Here is a 15,148-nt window from a genome sequence, read left to right as displayed (position 1 = left end):
TCCGACCGGATCTCGCCTGGCCGCGCCGATCCCGCCGCCGCCCTGACCGCGGATCGTACGACGAACGACGTTCGAGGAGACGCCAGCGTGACTTCGCCGCCGCAGGCCGACCCCTCGGGCTCCGCCGCGAAGCTGGTCCGCTCGATCCCCGAGGCTACGGTCGCCCGGCTGGCCGTCTACCTCCGGATGCTCGGCGAACTCGCCGAGCAGGGCGCCGAGACGGTGTCCAGCGAGGAGCTCGCCACCGCGACCGGGGTCAACTCCGCCAAGCTCCGCAAGGATCTCTCCTACATCGGCTCCTACGGCATCCGGGGGGTCGGTTACGAGGTCGCGTCGCTGCACCACCAGATCGAGCGGACCCTCGGGCTCGACCGCCAGCAGGCCGTCGCGCTGGTCGGCGTCGGTAATCTCGGTCACGCGCTCGCCGGCTACAGCGGCTTCGGCGGTCGCGGGTTCCCCGTCGCGGCGCTGTTCGACGTGGACCCCGACCTGGTGGGCATCCACATCAACGGCATCGTCGTGGAGCATGTCCGCGACATCCCGCGGGTCTGCGCCGAGCGGGGCGTGACCATCGGCATGATCGCCACGCCCGGCCCCGCCGCGCAGTCCGTCTGCGACCAGCTCGTGCGCGCCGGTGTGCAGTGCATCCTGAACTTCGCCCCCGTCGTGCTCCAGGTGCCGGAACAGGTGGAGGTGCGCAAGGTGGACCTCGCGGTGGAGCTGCAGGTCCTGGCGTTCCATGTGGCGCGACGGCGGGCGGGTGATGCGTCCGACACCGTCGTGGCCCCGTCGGTCGCGAACGGCGTGCGCGACGGCGTGCACGTCACGAATGGATCGGCGGTGCTTCCCCGGTGAACGTGTTGGTGGTCGGCATGTCGCACCGCAGTGCCCCCGTCGAGCTGCTGGAGAAGGCGGCCGTCGGGGCCGAGGACGTGCCCAAGCTGCTCGACGAGATGATGCGCGCGCCGCACGTCAGCGAGGTCGTGCTGCTCTCGACGTGCAACCGCATCGAGGTCTACGCGGTCGTCGACGCGTTCCACGGTGGCCTCGGTGACGTCTCCGCGGTGCTCGGCCGGCACGCCGGTCTCGAGCTCGGCGAGTTCACCGACCATCTGTACGTGCACTACGCCGCGTCCGCCGTGCAGCACCTGTTCTCCGTCTCCGCCGGTCTCGACTCGATGGTCGTCGGTGAGTCGCAGATCCTCGGCCAGCTGCGCACCGCCTACGCCGCCGCCGACGAGGCGGGCTCCGTGGGCCGGGTGCTGCACGAGCTGGCCCAGCAGGCGCTGCGCGTGGGCAAGCGGGTGCATGCGAGCACCGGCATCGACGCCGCGGGCGCCTCGGTCGTCTCCGAGGCGCTCGCCGACGCCGCCCGCGGCCTGGGCCGTGATCTGGCCGGCACCCGCGCCGTCGTCGTCGGGGCGGGCGCGATGGGCGCGCTGGCCGCCGCCCACCTCCGCCGGGCCGGCGCGGCCGAGATCGTGGTGCTGAACCGGTCCATCGAGCGCGCCGAGCGGCTGGCCGACAACGTCCGGCGCCAGGGCACACCCGCCCGTGCCGGACTGCTCGCCGAGCTGACCGGGGAACTCGTCGACGCCGACCTGATGATGGCCTGCACCGGCGCCGTCGGCACGGTCGTCGACCGCGCCGTGGTCGCGGCGGCGCAGGAGGGCCGGCCCGAGCGCCCGCTCGTCGTGTGCGACCTCGGGCTGCCGCGCGACGTCGACGCGAGCGTGGCCACCGTGCCCGGGGTGACGGTCGTCGACCTGATCGCCCTGCAGCGCCGGTTGGTCCGCGGTACGGGGGGCGACGGGGCCGACACCGTCGCGGCCGCGCAGCGGATGGTCGACGACGAGGCCCAGGCCTACCTGGCCGCGCAGCGCTCCGCCGAGGTCACCCCGACCGTGACGGCACTGCGCCAGCGGGCCTCCGAGGTGGTCGACGCCGAGCTGCTGCGGCTGTCGTCCCGGCTGCCCGACCTCGACCAGACGGTCCGCGACGAGTTCGGCCGCACCGTGCGCCGTGTGGTGGACAAGCTGCTGCACACCCCGACCGTGCAGGTGAAGAAGCTGGCCGAAGGACCTGACGGGAGCAGCTACGCGCAGGCACTGCGCCAGCTGTTCGAGCTCGACCCGCAGTCGCCGGCTGCCGTGGCGACCCCGCGCAGCGGTGACGTGATCGTCGCGCTGGAGGCCCAGACGCCTCTCGCGGACGAGGAGACGACACAGTGACCAACCCGACCAACCCGACCAACCCGACCAACCCGACCAACCCGACCAACCCGCTGAGCTCGCCGGCCCCGCTGCGGGTCGGCACCCGGCCCAGCGCGCTGGCGATGGCGCAGTCCGGGCTGATCGCCGAGCGGATCCGCGCCGCCGGGCGACCCGCCGAGCTGGTGCCGGTGAGCACCTCCGGTGACCGCTCGTCCGCGCCGGTCGTCGAGCTCGGCGTCGGGGTGTTCGTCTCGGCGCTGCGCGACGCGCTGGCCGCCGGCGAGGTCGACGTCGCGGTGCACTCCTACAAGGATCTGCCGACCGCGTCCGACCCCCGACTGGCGCTGGCCGCCGTCCCGCCGCGGGAGGACCCGCGGGACGCGCTGGTGGCCCGCGACGGCCGGGTGCTGGGTGAGCTGCCGGTCGGGGCGACGGTGGGCACCGGCTCACCGCGCCGGGCCGCGCAGCTCGAGGCGCTCGGGCTCGGGCTGCAGGTCGTTCCCATCCGCGGCAACGTCGACACCCGGATCGGCAAGGTCCGCTCCGGGGAGCTCGACGCGGTCGTGGTGGCCGCGGCCGGGCTGCGCCGGCTCGGCCGGGTGGACGAGGCGTCCGAGCTGCTCGACCCGCTGCAGATGCTGCCGGCGCCCGCGCAGGGTGCGCTGGCCGTGGAGTGTCGGGCCGGCCGGCCCGGCAGCACGGATCATGAGCTCGAGAGGTTCCTGACCGCCGCCCTCGATGATGTGATGGTCCGAGCGGCCGTCACCGCCGAGCGTGCGGTGCTCGCGACCTTGGAGGCCGGCTGTAGTGCCCCGATCGGGGCGCTGGCCGATGTGGTGTCCGACCTTGACGACGACGGTCGGGCGGTGGACCGGCTGTCGCTGCGCGCGGTGGTCGGAACGACGGACGGCGGGCTACTGCGCGCCTCCGTCACTGGAGATATGGACGACGCCGAGAAGCTCGGTGCGGCGCTGGCCGCCGAGCTTCTCGACATGGGCGCCGACACGCTGCCGGTTTCACCGACGGCTGCCAGGCGTCTTGAGAACCGCTGGATCGGGAGTTCCGAATGAACCGAGCACCTTCCACCCCGGGCCGGGTCGCCTTCGTTGGCAGTGGCCCCGGCGATCCCGGGCTGCTGACCGTGCGCGCCCGGGATGCGCTCGCGGGCGCGCCGCTGGTGATCACCGACCCAGACGTGCCCGAGGGGATCCTGGCTCTCGTCGCCGACGGGGCCGAGGTGCGCCCGGCGGTGGGTCAGCCGGCCGACGTGGCCCGTGACCTGGTCGCCGAGGCGACCTCCGGCCGGGCGGTGGCCCGGCTCGTCAGCGGTGACCCGCTGACCGCCGACGCCGTCGTGCAGGAGGCCCTGGCCGTGGCCAAGTCCGGGCTGCCCTTCGACGTGGTGCCCGGCGTGCCCGCGGGTACCGCGGTGCCCGCCTACGCCGGTGTGCCGCTGGGTTCGGCCCACATCGAGGCCGATGTCCGGGCCGGGGTCGACTGGGCGAAGCTGGCGGCCGCTCCCGGCATCCTGGTGCTGCACGCCACCGCGTCGCACCTGGCCGAGGTGGCCGCCTCGCTGACCGAGCACGGGCTCGCGGCGCAGACCCCCGTCGCGGTCACCGCCGGTGGCACCGCGACCACGCAGAAGACCGTCGAGACCACGCTCGCCACGATGGCGGCCGAGGCCGCCGAGCTCGAGGGCCCGCTGGTGCTCACCGTGGGCGCCGAGGTCAAGCAGCGCGCCGAGCTGTCCTGGTGGGAGTCGCGGGCGCTGTACGGCTGGCGGGTCCTGGTGCCGCGCACCAAGGACCAGGCCGGTGCGATGAGCGACCGGCTGCACGTGCACGGCGCCATTCCCGAGGAGGTCCCGACCATCGCGGTCGAGCCGCCCCGCTCGCCCACCCAGATGGAGCGCGCGGTCAAGGGCCTGGTCGACGGCCGCTACCAGTGGGTCGTGTTCACCTCGACGAACGCCGTCCGCGCGGTGTGGGAGAAGTTCGGCGAGTTCGGGCTGGACGCGCGAGCGTTCTCCGGCGTCAAGATCGCGTGTGTGGGTACCGCGACGGCGGAGAAGGTGCGCGAGTTCGGCATCGTGCCCGAGCTGGTGCCGGACGTGACGGAGTCGCAGGAGTCCTCGTCCGAGGGGCTCCTGCAGATCTTCCCGCCCTACGACGACGTTCTCGACCCGGTCGACCGGGTGCTGCTTCCGCGCGCCGACATCGCGACCGAGACCCTCGCCGCCGGCCTGCGCGACCGCGGGTGGGAGATCGACGACGTGACCGCGTACCGCACGGTCCGCGCCGCGCCGCCGCCCGCCCCGATCCGCGAGGCGATCAAGACCGGTGGGTTCGACGCGGTGTGCTTCACCTCCTCGTCGACGGTGCGCAACCTCGTCGGCATCGCCGGCAAGCCGCACGCCCGGACGATCGTCGCGTGCATCGGGCCGCAGACCGCCGAGACGGCGCGTGAGTTCGGCCTGCGGGTCGACGTGCAGCCGGAGGAGGCCCGGGTTCCGGCCCTGGTCGACGCGCTGGCCGCGCACGCCGCCCGGCTGCGTGCCGAGGGTGCCCTGCCGCCGCCGAAGAAGGCCAAGGCGCGCCGCCGCTGACGCACCCGTGCGCGGACACCGTCACCCTGGTGACGATGTCCGCGCACGACCATGACCCGCCGCCGCTGACCCGCGGCCGGCGCCTGCCGTGAGCAGCGGCCGTCGTCACCTCGACGGTCGCTGCTCACGGACCACGCTCCCCATGAGTCGTAGGCTGGACCGATGGCCTTTCCCACCCAGCGCCCCCGCCGGTTGCGGACCACGCCCGCCATGCGTCGGCTGGTCGCCGAGACCGAGCTGCGTCCGCGTCACCTCGTTCTCCCCATGTTCGTCAAGGAGGGGGCGACCGAGCCGCAGCCCATCGCGTCGATGCCCGGCGTCGTCCAGCACACCCGCGATTCCCTGCGCAAGGCCGCCGCGGAAGCGGTCGCCGCGGGCGTCGGTGGGTTGATGCTGTTCGGTGTGCCGGCGCGGCGGGACGCAACGGGCAGCGCGGGTGTGGACCCCGACGGCGTGCTGAACGTGGCCCTCGCCGACGTTCGGGCCGAGGTCGGCGACACGACGGTGCTGATGTCGGACCTGTGCCTGGACGAGTTCACCGACCACGGCCACTGCGGGCTGCTCGACGCCGAGGGCCGTGTCGACAACGACGCGACGCTGGCCGTCTATGCCGAGATGGCCGTGGCCCAGGCCGCCGCCGGCGCCCACCTGCTGGGTCCCAGCGGGATGATGGACGGCCAGGTCGGGGTCATCCGGGAGGTGCTGGACGCCGCCGGGCACCACGACACCGGCATCCTCGCCTACACGGCCAAGTACGCGTCGGCGTTCTACGGCCCCTTCCGGGAGGCGGTCGACTCCCAGCTGAGCGGCGACCGCAAGACCTACCAGCAGGACGGCGCCAACATCCGGGAATCGCTGCGTGAGCTGGCCCTGGACCTGGACGAGGGCGCGGACATGGTCATGGTCAAGCCGGCGATGGCCTACCTCGACGTGCTGCGTGCCGTCGCGGAGAACTCCCACGTGCCGGTGGCCGCCTACCAGGTGTCGGGGGAGTACTCGATGATCGAGGCCGCCGCCGCGAACGGCTGGCTCGACCGCGACCGGACGATCCTGGAGACACTCACCGGCATCCGCCGCGCGGGCGCCGACATCGTGCTGACCTACTGGGCCACCGAGGTCGCCGGGCGGCTGGACCGCGGTTGATCATCCCCGCGTCGGCGGGTCGGCCCTGGTAACGAGCCCGTCACGGCCCCCGCCCGTTTGCCGCAGTGCCGTGGACAGCCCCTCTACGGCGGCCTTACGTTTCGCGGCATGACGACACCTTCCGACCCGCAGCGGCCCGAGCAGCCGGGCCAGCAGGGTCAGCCGGGTCAGCAGGGTCAGCCGGGTCAGCAGCCGCCGCAAGGCCACGGCCAGCCGCCCGGCTACGGGCCGCCGCCCCAGCAGGGCGGGTACCCGCAGCAGGGCCCCGGGCAGGGGCCCCCGCCCGGGTGGGCCCAGCAGCCGGGGTACGGGCAGCAGCCGGGCTACGGGCAGCAGCCGGGCTACGGCCAGCAGCCGGGGTACGGGCAGCAGCCGGGGTACGGGCAGCAACCGGGCTACGGGCAGCAACCGGCTCACGGGCAGCAGGCCGGGTACAACCAGCAGCCGGGTCACGGGCAGGCGGGAGCCGGCGGCTCGCGTTCGACCGGGTTCAGCGTCACCGCCGTCAAGGCCGCCTACACCGAGGCCCGGCCTCCCAAGGAGGTGCACCAGGCGTTCCTCGCGCTGCTCGGTGTCCTCGCGCTCGGGCTGATCGGGTCGATCGCCGGGCTCATCTTCACCGCGGCCGTGCTCTCCGAGCTGGGGTTGGGCATCGGCGGCTCGATCTTCGGCCTGATCTTCACCTTGCTCATCTACGCCGTCGCCGTCTACATCGCGATCCAGATGCGTGCGGGCCGGAACTGGGCGCGGATCACCATCGCCGTGCTCGGCGGCATCGGGCTCGTCCTGGGGCTGATCGGGTTGATCGGTGCGTTCGGGTTGGCTGCCGCGCTCTACGGCAGCGCCTACACCATCGTCAACCTGGTGGTCTCGATCGGACAGATCGTGCTGATCGCCGCGGCGTTGTACCTGATGTTCCGTCCGCACGTGAACGGATATTTCCGCTGATCGGACTCGGCGGCCGCCCCTCCGGCAGTAAGATCACCGGCACCATCCGATCACGCGGAAGCAGGGCGCCATGACCTACGATCCGGCCTCCCCGGGGGACCAGGGCCACCCTCCCGACGGTTCTGGTTGGCCCGGTGGCCAGCAGCAGCCCTACCCCGGTGGTTACGCCCAGCAACCGCCTCCGGGCTGGGGGCCCGGCGGTCCGGGTGCACCCTACGGAGCGCCTCCGGCAGGTCCCTACGGTCCCCCGGGGATGGGTGGCCCGGGGTCGATGCCGCCCAAGAACTTCTTCGCGGCGTTGTTCGACTTCAGCTTCAGCGGGTTCGCGACGTTCACCTTCGTGAAGATCCTCTACATCTTGGGGATGATCTTCATCGGGCTGGCCTACGTCGGCTACGTCGTGTTCTTCTTCAACGTCAACGTCGGGGCCGGGCTCCTCGTCCTGATCGTGGGAGCCGTGTTCGCGCTGTTCGCCCTGGCCTTCCTGAGGCTGTCGCTGGAGTTCTACTACGCCGTCGCGCGGATGTCGGAGGACATCCACAACCGGCGCTGACGTCGCTCGCCCGAGCCCCCGACGCGGAGGCCGCCCTCAGCGGTGGTCTCCGCGTCGTCGTTCGCGGGTTTCCGCCGCTCGGACGCCTGGGCGTGTGCGTGGACACCCCCGTGCGGTCGGCCCTACGGTTGCCGGGTGACCACACCGCCGGACCCGCAGCCCGACCGGAGCGCGGGTGAGCAGTCGAAGCAGGACCGTGAGCAATGGGCCGCGGAGCAGCCCGGTGGTGAACAGCGAGACCAGCAGGCCGGGCCGCACGGTCAGCAGCCCCCGCCGGGCGGGCAGCAGTACGGGCAGCCGGGGCCGGGCCAGCCTGATTACGGGCAGTCGCCCCACAGCGGCCAGCCCGGGTACGACCCGCAGACCCCGTACGGCCAGCAGCCGCAGCACGGCCAGCCCCAGTACGGCGGCCAGTCCGGCTACGGGCAGCAGCCGCAGTACGGTGCCCAGCCCGGCTACGGGGAGCAGCCGGAATACGGGCAGCAGCCGCAGTACGGTGCCCAGCCCGGCTACGGGCAGCAGCCGGAGTACGGGCAGCAGCCCGCGTACGGCCAGCAACCGCAGTACGGCGTGCCCTACGGTCAGCAGACGTCCGGCCAGTACCCCTACGGCGGCCAGTACCCCTACCCCTACGGCGCGGCGGGCCCGGCGGGGCTCGACGACACCCCCACGACGCCGGCGAAGCGGCCGGGAGCCATGATCCTGTCGCTGGTGCTGCTGTTGCTCAGCGCGCTGCCGTTCCTGGCGACCGGGGCGGTGCTGCTGGCGGTGCCGATCAACCTCGACGGGCTGCCGCCCGAGCTCAACGTCGACCAGGCGCTCGCCGATGCCGGGGTCTCCGCCGAGCAGCTCGTCTCGGCGTTCCGGGTCGGCGCCGGCATCGTCCTGCTGCTCGCCCTGCTCTACGTCGTGTTCGCGATCCTGGCGTTCCTGGGCCGGAACTGGGCGCGCATCGTGCTCACGATCATGACGGTGGCCTTCGCCATGGTGCTGCTGCTCGGTGTGCTCACCACGGGGACCGACGCCGCGAGCCTGGGGATCCTGCTGGGCATCCTGGTGGCCTCCGTCGGCGGCACGGTCCTGCTGTTCCTGGCCCCGTCGAACCAGTTCTTCAACGCCGCCCGGCGCTGAGCAGGCCGTTCGGGGGTCCGCAGGACGATTCGGAGGGCGGCTGGGAGACTGGTGGCCGTGAGTTCCCCGCCGACGCAGAGCACACCGTCCACCTCACCGGCCGGTCCCGTGGCCCCGGAGACGTCGGCCCGGCTGTTCGCCCGCGCCGCCGAGGTCATCCCCGGCGGGGTCAACTCGCCGGTCCGCGCGTTCAACGCCGTCGGCGGCACGCCCCGGTTCATGGTCTCGGCGACCGGCCCGTGGCTGACCGACGCCGACGGCGCCCGTTACGTCGACCTGATCTCGTCCTGGGGCCCGATGATCCTCGGGCACGCGCACCCCGCCGTGGTCGACGCGGTGCGGTCGGCGGCGGGCCAGGGGCTGTCCTTCGGGGCGCCCACCCCGGCCGAGATCGAGCTCGCCGAGGAGATCATCGGCCGGGTCGAGCCGGTGGAGCAGGTCCGGCTGGTGAACTCCGGCACCGAGGCGACGATGAGCGCGATCCGGCTGGCGCGGGGGATCACCGGCCGCCGCGCCGTCGTCAAGTTCGCGGGCTGCTACCACGGCCACGTCGATGCCCTGCTCGCCCAGGCCGGGTCCGGGGTGGCCACGCTCGGGCTGCCGACCAGCCCCGGCGTGACCGGTGCCCAGGCCGCCGACACCATCGTGCTGCCCTACAACGACCTCGACGCCGTCCGCACCGCCTTCGCCGAGCGTGGCTCCGAGATCGCCTGTGTGATCACCGAGGCCGCCGCCGGGAACATGGGTGCGGTCGCGCCGCTGCCGGGCTTCAACGCCGGGCTCCGCGACATCGCCCACGAGCACGGGGCGCTGCTGGTGATGGACGAGGTGATGACGGGCTTCCGCGTCTCGCCTGCCGGCTGGTACGGCATCGACGGTGTGGCCGGTGACCTCTACACGTTCGGCAAGGTCATGTCCGGCGGGCTGCCGGCCGCCGCGTTCGGCGGGTCCACCGAGTTCATGGGCCACCTCGCCCCGGCCGGGCCGGTCTACCAGGCGGGGACGCTCTCCGGGAACCCGGTGGCGGTCGCCGCGGGCCTGGCCACGCTGCGGCACGCTGACGCGTCGGTCTACGCCGCGCTCGACGCCAACTCCGCCCGGCTCGGCGGGATGATCGGCGACGCGCTCACCGCGGAGGGTGTCGCGCACCGCGTCCAGTACGCGGGCAACCTGGTCTCGGTGTTCTTCACCGCCGACGAGGTGCACGACTACGCCGGGGCGCAGGCGGCCCAGACGTGGCGCTTCCCGGCCTTCTTCCACGCGCTGCTCGAGCGTGGGGTGTACCCACCGCCGAGCGCGTTCGAGGCGTGGTTCGTCTCCGCCGCCCTCGACGACGACGCGTTCTCCGTGATCGAGGCGGCGCTGCCCGCCGCCGCCCGTGCCGCCGCGGCCGCGCAGGCCCCGGCATGAGCGCGCGGACGCTCGTCCACCTGCTGCGCCACGGCGAGGTGCACAACCCCGGGGGCGTGCTCTACGGCCGGCTCCCCGGGTTCCGGCTGGCGGAGAACGGCCGTGCCCAGGCCGAGACCGTCGCCAAGGCGCTGGCGGAGCGCGATGTGACGGTCGTCGTCGCGTCGCCGCTGCAGCGGGCCCAGGAGACCGCCGAGCCGATCGCCGCGACGCACGGCCTCGAGATCCTCACCGAGGACCGGCTGATCGAGGCCGCCAACCGGTTCGAGGGCAAGACGTTCGGCGTCGGTGACGGTGCACTGCGCCGGCCGCGGAACTGGCCGCTGCTGCGTGACCCGTTCACCCCGTCCTGGGGCGAGCCGTACCTGCAGATCGCGCACCGCATGCTCGGTGCCGTCCACCGGGCACGCGCGCTCGCCGAGGGCCACGAGGCGGTCTGCGTGTCGCACCAGCTGCCGATCTGGACGCTGCGCCGGTATCTGCTGGGCCAGCGGCTGTGGCACGACCCGCGGCGCCGGCAGTGCGCGCTCGCCTCGCTGACCACGCTCGAGTTCACCGGTCCCGAGCTGACCGGGTTGCGCTACAGCGAACCCGCCGGCGCCAGCGACCCGACGGTGACCGGGGCATGAGCCGGCTCCGGGCGCTCGCCGGGCTGCTGGTGGCCGTGCTGGTGCTGGCCGGGTGCGCGACGACGGGCAAGGAGGCCGTGGCCGTCGGCGGGGAGTTCCAGTTCGTCGCTCCCGGCGGCCGGACCGCGATCACCTACGACCCGCCGGAGGCCCGCGGGACGCTGCCCGACCTGTCGGGGGAGAGCCTGCTCGACCCGGGGAAGACGGTCGGCCTGCAGGACTTCGAGGGCCGGGTCGTCGTGATCAACATCTGGGGCTCCTGGTGCCCGCCGTGCCGGGCGGAGATGTCCGACCTGCAGTTCGTGCAGGAGCAGACCGCTGCCTCCGGGATCGGCGTGCTGGGAATCGACGTCCGGGACAACCGTGAGGCGGCCACCGACTTCATCCGCGACCGTGGGATCACCTTCGACTCGATCTTCGATCCGCCCGGGCGCTCGCTCAACGCGCTGAGCGGCTACCCGCGCAACACCGTCCCGTCGACCATCGTGCTGGACCGCCGGCACCGGGTGGCGGCGGTGTATCTCGAGGTGATCCGGGTGGGGGATCTGATCCCGCTCGTGCAGCGGCTGGCCGCGGAACCGGCCGCGTGAGCCGCTCGATCCACTACGTCGTGTAGAACCCGGTGCGCGTGTTCCCCGGACCTCGACATACCCTCGTCATCGATGGACCCCTCGACCGCCCTCGCGATCTCCGGCCCGCTGCTGGCCGCGGCCGCCGTGGCAGTGCTCGCGGGAGCGGTCAGCTTCGCCTCGCCGTGCGTGGTGCCGCTGGTCCCGGGTTACCTCGCCTATCTGGCGGGTCTGGTCGGTGCGGACTCGCCGCCGGCCACGCTCGCCGAGGCCCAGCGGCAACGCAACGGCCGCTTCCGGGTGGCGGGCGCCGCCGCGCTGTTCGTGGCCGGCTTCACCGTCGTGTTCGGCACGATCCTGGTCGGTGTGGTCTCGCTGTCCGACCTGCTGGTGCGCAACGAGGCCGTGCTGCAGCGGGTGGGCGGTGTCGTCATGATCGCGATGGGGCTGGCGTTCGTCGGCCTGCTACCCGTGCTGAACACCGAGCGGCGGGTGCACTGGGTGCCTCGCGCCGGACTGTGGGGGGCGCCGCTGCTCGGCGCGGTCTTCGGGCTGGGCTGGGTGCCGTGCATCGGCCCGACGCTGGCCGGGGTGGTCGCGGTCGCGGCCGGGACCGGCGGCGGATCGATGCGCGGAGTGGTCCTGACGCTGGCCTACTGCGCCGGGCTCGGGCTGCCCTTCGTGATCATCGCGCTGGGCGCCTCGCGTGCCGTGCGGGCGCTCGGCTGGCTGCGCCGGCACACCCGCCGCATCCAGATCGGCGGCGGTGTCCTCATGATCGGGGTCGGGTTGCTCCTGATCACCGGCCTGTGGGGCGGACTGTTGGCCCAGTTGCAGGTCTCGATCGCCGGATTCACCCCGCCCATCTGATGGTTGCCAGCCGATGAGCTCACCCCCCACCGCGCCCCCGTCCCCGCCTGCGCCGAGCCCTGGGGACACCGCCGGGCCACCGCCCGGCCGCCCGGGCGGTGCCTCCCGGCTGCTGGCCTTCGGCCGCAACACCTGGCGCGGGCTCACCAGCATGCGCACCGCGCTGGTCCTGCTGTTCCTGCTGGCGCTGGCCGCGCTCCCGGGGGCGCTGCTGCCGCAGCGCTCGCTGAACCAGAACCTGGTCGACGAGTACTTCGCCGACTACCCGCGGCTCGCGCCGCTGCTGGACCGGTTCGACTTCTTCGACGTCTTCGCCGCGCCGTGGTTCGCCGCGATCTACCTGCTGCTCATGGTGTCGCTGGTCGGCTGCCTGCTGCCGCGGACGATCGAGTACGCGCGCACCATGCGTGCCGCGCCGGTGGCCACCCCGCGCAACCTGTCGCGGCTGCCGCACCACGCCGAAGCCACCGTGGACGTGCCCGCCGACGAGTTCCTCGACCGGGTCCGCACCCGCCTCGGCGCCGGGAGCCGGCTCGGCTGGCGGACGACCGAGGCCACCGAGTCCTCCGGTGCCCGGACCGTCTCCGCGGAGAAGGGTTACCTGCGCGACACCGGCAACCTGGTGTTCCACCTGAGCCTCGTCGGGCTGCTCATCGGCTTCGCGGCGGGCAAGCTCTTCGGCTACGAGGGCCAGGTCATCGTGCTCACCGGGGGCGGCCAGTTCTGCAACTCGTCGATCCTGGGCTACGACTCGTTCCGCGCCGGGCTGCGTGTGGACGGCACCCAACTCGACCCGTTCTGCATCCAGGTCGAGGACTTCCAGGCCGACTACCTGCCCAACGGCCAGCCCGAGAGCTTCCGCGCCGACATCGGCTACCAGACCACGGAGGACCTCGCCGCCGGCCGCACGGACACGTGGACCTCCTACCCGCTGGCGGTCAACCATCCCCTGCGGATCGACGGCGAGCGGGTCTATCTGCTCGGTCACGGCTACGCGCCGCGGTTCACGGTGACCTGGCCCGACGGCGAGCAGCGCACCGGCGAGACCCAGTGGCGGCCCGTCGACCAGGCGACCCTGCTCTCGGAGGGCGCGACGAAGTTCGAGCGGCCCGGGATCACCGACGACGAGCAGCGCCGCACCAGCCAGCTCGCGATCACCGGTCTGTTCGCCCCGACCAGCTCCGGCGGGGCGGTCGTCACGTCGGTGTTCCCCGAGCTGCGCGATCCCGAAGTGGCCGTCGACGTGCTGCGCGGCGATCTCGGCCTCGACGACGGCCGCGGTCAGTCGATCTTCTCGGTCGACCAGCGCAAGGTCGAGTCCGGCGAGCTGGTCCGGGCCGCGCGGGCCAACCTGACGCCCGGCGAGGACCTCCGGCTCGACGACGGCACCGTCGTCCGGTTCGACGGCGTCCGGCCCTGGGTATCGCTGCAGGTCAGCCACGATCCCGGTCAGATGTGGGTGCTCGGCTTCGCGGTCCTGGTCATGATCGGCCTCGGTCTCTCGTTGTCGATCAAGCGCCGGCGGTTCTGGGTGCGGCTCACACCGGCCGGTTCCGGGTGCACCGTCGTGGAGATCGGCGGTCTGGCGCGCACCGACCAGGCCGGTTACGGCGAGGAGTTCGACCGCCTGCGGGCGGACCTGCTGGATCCACCGAAGGACACCTGATGCCTGTCGACCCGATCCTGTCGCTGTTCAGCGACCGCTTCTTCATGGGTTCCGTCGCCGTCTACGTGCTGGCGATGCTGATGCACGCGGTGGAGTACGCAGCTGCCCGTGACGCCCCGGCGAAGGTTCTGGTCGGGGCCGGTGCTCCGGTCGAGGCGGAGGCCGCGGACCCGGTGGAGCCACCCGCGCCGGCGGGGCGGACCCGGGCGGAGCGCTTCGGGCGGATGGCGGTCTCGCTGACCGTCCTCGGGGTGTTGCTGCACCTCGGCTCGCTCGTCATGCGCGGCCTGGCCGCGCAGCGCTGGCCGCTGGGCAACATGTACGAGTTCACCTCGGCGATCTGCCTCGCGGCCGTGGTCGGCTGGCTGGTGGTCCTGCACCGGTCGCCGGCCCTGCGCCGGGCCGGGGTCTTCGTGCTGACCCCCGTGCTCATCCTGATGTTCCTCGCCGGCACGGTGCTCTACGCGCAGGCCGCCCCGGTGGTGCCGGCGTTGCAGTCGTACTGGCTGGTCATCCACGTGACCACGGTGACCCTGGCCTCGGGGCTGTTCCTGGTGACCGGTGTCGCGAGCCTCCTCTATCTGCTCAGCCGCTCGGGCAAGGCCGCCGGGCTCGTGGCGAAGCTCCCGTCGACCGACGTCCTCGACCGGGTGGCCTACCGGGTGACCGTCGTGGCGTTCCCGATCTACACGTTCGCGGTGATCGCCGGTGCGATCTGGGCCGAGGCGGCCTGGGGCCGGTTCTGGGGCTGGGACCCGAAGGAGACGGTCGCGTTCGTCGCCTGGGTGGTCTTCGCCGCCTACCTGCATGCCCGGGCCACTGCGGGCTGGCGGACCAACCGCGCGGCATGGATCAACGTGCTGGGCTTCGCGGTGGTGGTCTTCAACCTGTTCTTCATCAACATGGTGGTCGCGGGACTGCACTCGTACGCCGGCCTGTAGGACAGCGGAGCCCCCGTCGCGGGATCAACCGGTGGTGGCGCAGCGTCACCTCGACCACGACGACCGTCACGACTACCGTCGGCGTTCGTGAGTGAGCGAGGGCCAGAGGACTTTCCGGATGGCTCAGTGGGGCGCTACGTGCGCGAACGCTGGGGAGCCGACCCGTCGGCCACGAAGGACGCCACCCGGCGCCGCACCCCACCCCCGCCCACCACTCCGGCTCCCCGATCGGAGCCCGAGATCGAGTCCCGGCCGGCTGCGTCCCGGGCCGACCGCGCCGCCGGCGCCGCCCAGGCGGCCGCCGGCTGGGACCGGGCGTCCGGCGACGAGGTCTGGGGCGCGGAGCCGGACGTGCACGCGGTGGAGGATCTGGAGTCGGAGATCGATCCGACCACGCCGCCGTCCGGGATCGACCTGCGCGGGACGGTGTCCCGGGAGCGGGTGGGGGAGCCGCCGCGCACCAGCCC

15 protein-coding genes are annotated in these 15,148 nt (G+C 73.1%); all 15 read left to right on the top strand.

Annotated features, from left to right (window positions below; genetic code table 11):
• Window positions 1–87: 87 nt before the first annotated feature.
• Window positions 88–855 (top strand): redox-sensing transcriptional repressor Rex, encoded by a 768-nt coding sequence (locus HF519_RS18005; protein ID WP_312860175.1) that lies wholly within the window; start codon window positions 88–90, stop codon window positions 853–855.
• Complete coding sequence (locus HF519_RS18000; protein WP_169414130.1) at window positions 852–2,231, top strand: glutamyl-tRNA reductase; 1,380 nt, start codon at window positions 852–854, stop codon at window positions 2,229–2,231. The genes HF519_RS18005 and HF519_RS18000 overlap by 4 nt, the downstream gene beginning before the upstream one ends.
• 71 nt (window positions 2,232–2,302) lie before the next feature.
• Complete coding sequence (gene hemC / locus HF519_RS17995; protein WP_438826409.1) at window positions 2,303–3,283, top strand: hydroxymethylbilane synthase; 981 nt, start codon at window positions 2,303–2,305, stop codon at window positions 3,281–3,283.
• Window positions 3,280–4,821 (top strand): bifunctional uroporphyrinogen-III C-methyltransferase/uroporphyrinogen-III synthase, encoded by a 1,542-nt coding sequence (locus HF519_RS17990; RefSeq protein WP_169414129.1) that lies wholly within the window; start codon window positions 3,280–3,282, stop codon window positions 4,819–4,821. The genes hemC and HF519_RS17990 overlap by 4 nt, the downstream gene beginning before the upstream one ends.
• A 162-nt stretch (window positions 4,822–4,983) precedes the next feature.
• Window positions 4,984–5,964: a porphobilinogen synthase gene (gene hemB / locus HF519_RS17985; protein ID WP_169414128.1), complete on the top strand. Its 981-nt coding sequence runs from the start codon at window positions 4,984–4,986 to the stop codon at window positions 5,962–5,964.
• 108 nt (window positions 5,965–6,072) lie between these two features.
• On the top strand, window positions 6,073–6,912 hold the full coding sequence (locus HF519_RS30500; protein WP_211170199.1) for a hypothetical protein: 840 nt from the start codon (window positions 6,073–6,075) through the stop codon (window positions 6,910–6,912).
• A 253-nt stretch (window positions 6,913–7,165) separates the two neighbouring features.
• Entirely contained in the window at window positions 7,166–7,465 is a 300-nt protein-coding gene (locus HF519_RS17975; RefSeq protein WP_169414127.1) for a DUF4282 domain-containing protein, read from the top strand.
• A 135-nt stretch (window positions 7,466–7,600) separates the two neighbouring features.
• Window positions 7,601–8,596, top strand: coding sequence for a hypothetical protein (locus HF519_RS32445; protein ID WP_211170198.1), 996 nt, complete (start codon window positions 7,601–7,603; stop codon window positions 8,594–8,596).
• Window positions 8,597–8,704: 108 nt separating this feature from the next.
• Window positions 8,705–10,006 (top strand): glutamate-1-semialdehyde 2,1-aminomutase, encoded by a 1,302-nt coding sequence (gene hemL / locus HF519_RS17965; RefSeq protein ID WP_169414139.1) that lies wholly within the window; start codon window positions 8,705–8,707, stop codon window positions 10,004–10,006.
• Window positions 10,003–10,635, top strand: a complete 633-nt coding sequence (locus HF519_RS17960; protein WP_169414126.1) for a histidine phosphatase family protein — start codon at window positions 10,003–10,005, stop codon at window positions 10,633–10,635. Before hemL ends, HF519_RS17960 begins: the two co-directional genes overlap by 4 nt.
• On the top strand, window positions 10,632–11,225 hold the full coding sequence (locus tag HF519_RS17955) for a TlpA family protein disulfide reductase (RefSeq protein ID WP_169414125.1): 594 nt from the start codon (window positions 10,632–10,634) through the stop codon (window positions 11,223–11,225). Before HF519_RS17960 ends, HF519_RS17955 begins: the two co-directional genes overlap by 4 nt.
• A 72-nt stretch (window positions 11,226–11,297) precedes the next feature.
• Window positions 11,298–12,074: a cytochrome c biogenesis CcdA family protein gene (locus HF519_RS17950; protein ID WP_169414124.1), complete on the top strand. Its 777-nt coding sequence runs from the start codon at window positions 11,298–11,300 to the stop codon at window positions 12,072–12,074.
• A gap of 13 nt (window positions 12,075–12,087) precedes the next feature.
• The gene (resB, locus tag HF519_RS17945; protein ID WP_169414123.1) at window positions 12,088–13,740 is read left to right on the top strand and encodes a cytochrome c biogenesis protein ResB; all 1,653 of its coding nucleotides are present in this window, start codon (window positions 12,088–12,090) and stop codon (window positions 13,738–13,740) included.
• Window positions 13,740–14,681: a c-type cytochrome biogenesis protein CcsB gene (gene ccsB, locus HF519_RS17940; RefSeq protein ID WP_169414122.1), complete on the top strand. Its 942-nt coding sequence runs from the start codon at window positions 13,740–13,742 to the stop codon at window positions 14,679–14,681. Before resB ends, ccsB begins: the two co-directional genes overlap by 1 nt.
• A 126-nt stretch (window positions 14,682–14,807) precedes the next feature.
• Window positions 14,808–15,148 (top strand): hypothetical protein (locus HF519_RS17935; protein WP_438826407.1); only part of this gene is annotated, 341 nt, incomplete at its 3' end.

It is taken from the genome of Pseudonocardia bannensis, from assembly GCF_012911875.1.
Classification (GTDB): Bacteria; Actinomycetota; Actinomycetes; order Mycobacteriales; family Pseudonocardiaceae; genus Pseudonocardia; species Pseudonocardia bannensis.
The sequence above is the reverse complement of the archived record's forward strand: the minus strand, read 5'-3'. Positions and strand labels throughout refer to the sequence as shown.

Coding starts and splice junctions, on each gene's coding strand:
- HF519_RS17990 (WP_169414129.1), top strand. CDS start 3,280: ATGAACCGAGCACCTTCCACCCCGGGCCGGGTCGCCTTCGTTGGCAGT.
- hemB (WP_169414128.1), top strand. CDS start 4,984: ATGGCCTTTCCCACCCAGCGCCCCCGCCGGTTGCGGACCACGCCCGCC.
- HF519_RS30500 (WP_211170199.1), top strand. CDS start 6,073: ATGACGACACCTTCCGACCCGCAGCGGCCCGAGCAGCCGGGCCAGCAG.
- HF519_RS17975 (WP_169414127.1), top strand. CDS start 7,166: ATGGGTGGCCCGGGGTCGATGCCGCCCAAGAACTTCTTCGCGGCGTTG.
- HF519_RS17960 (WP_169414126.1), top strand. CDS start 10,003: ATGAGCGCGCGGACGCTCGTCCACCTGCTGCGCCACGGCGAGGTGCAC.
- HF519_RS17955 (WP_169414125.1), top strand. CDS start 10,632: ATGAGCCGGCTCCGGGCGCTCGCCGGGCTGCTGGTGGCCGTGCTGGTG.
- HF519_RS17950 (WP_169414124.1), top strand. CDS start 11,298: ATGGACCCCTCGACCGCCCTCGCGATCTCCGGCCCGCTGCTGGCCGCG.
- resB (WP_169414123.1), top strand. CDS start 12,088: ATGAGCTCACCCCCCACCGCGCCCCCGTCCCCGCCTGCGCCGAGCCCT.
- ccsB (WP_169414122.1), top strand. CDS start 13,740: ATGCCTGTCGACCCGATCCTGTCGCTGTTCAGCGACCGCTTCTTCATG.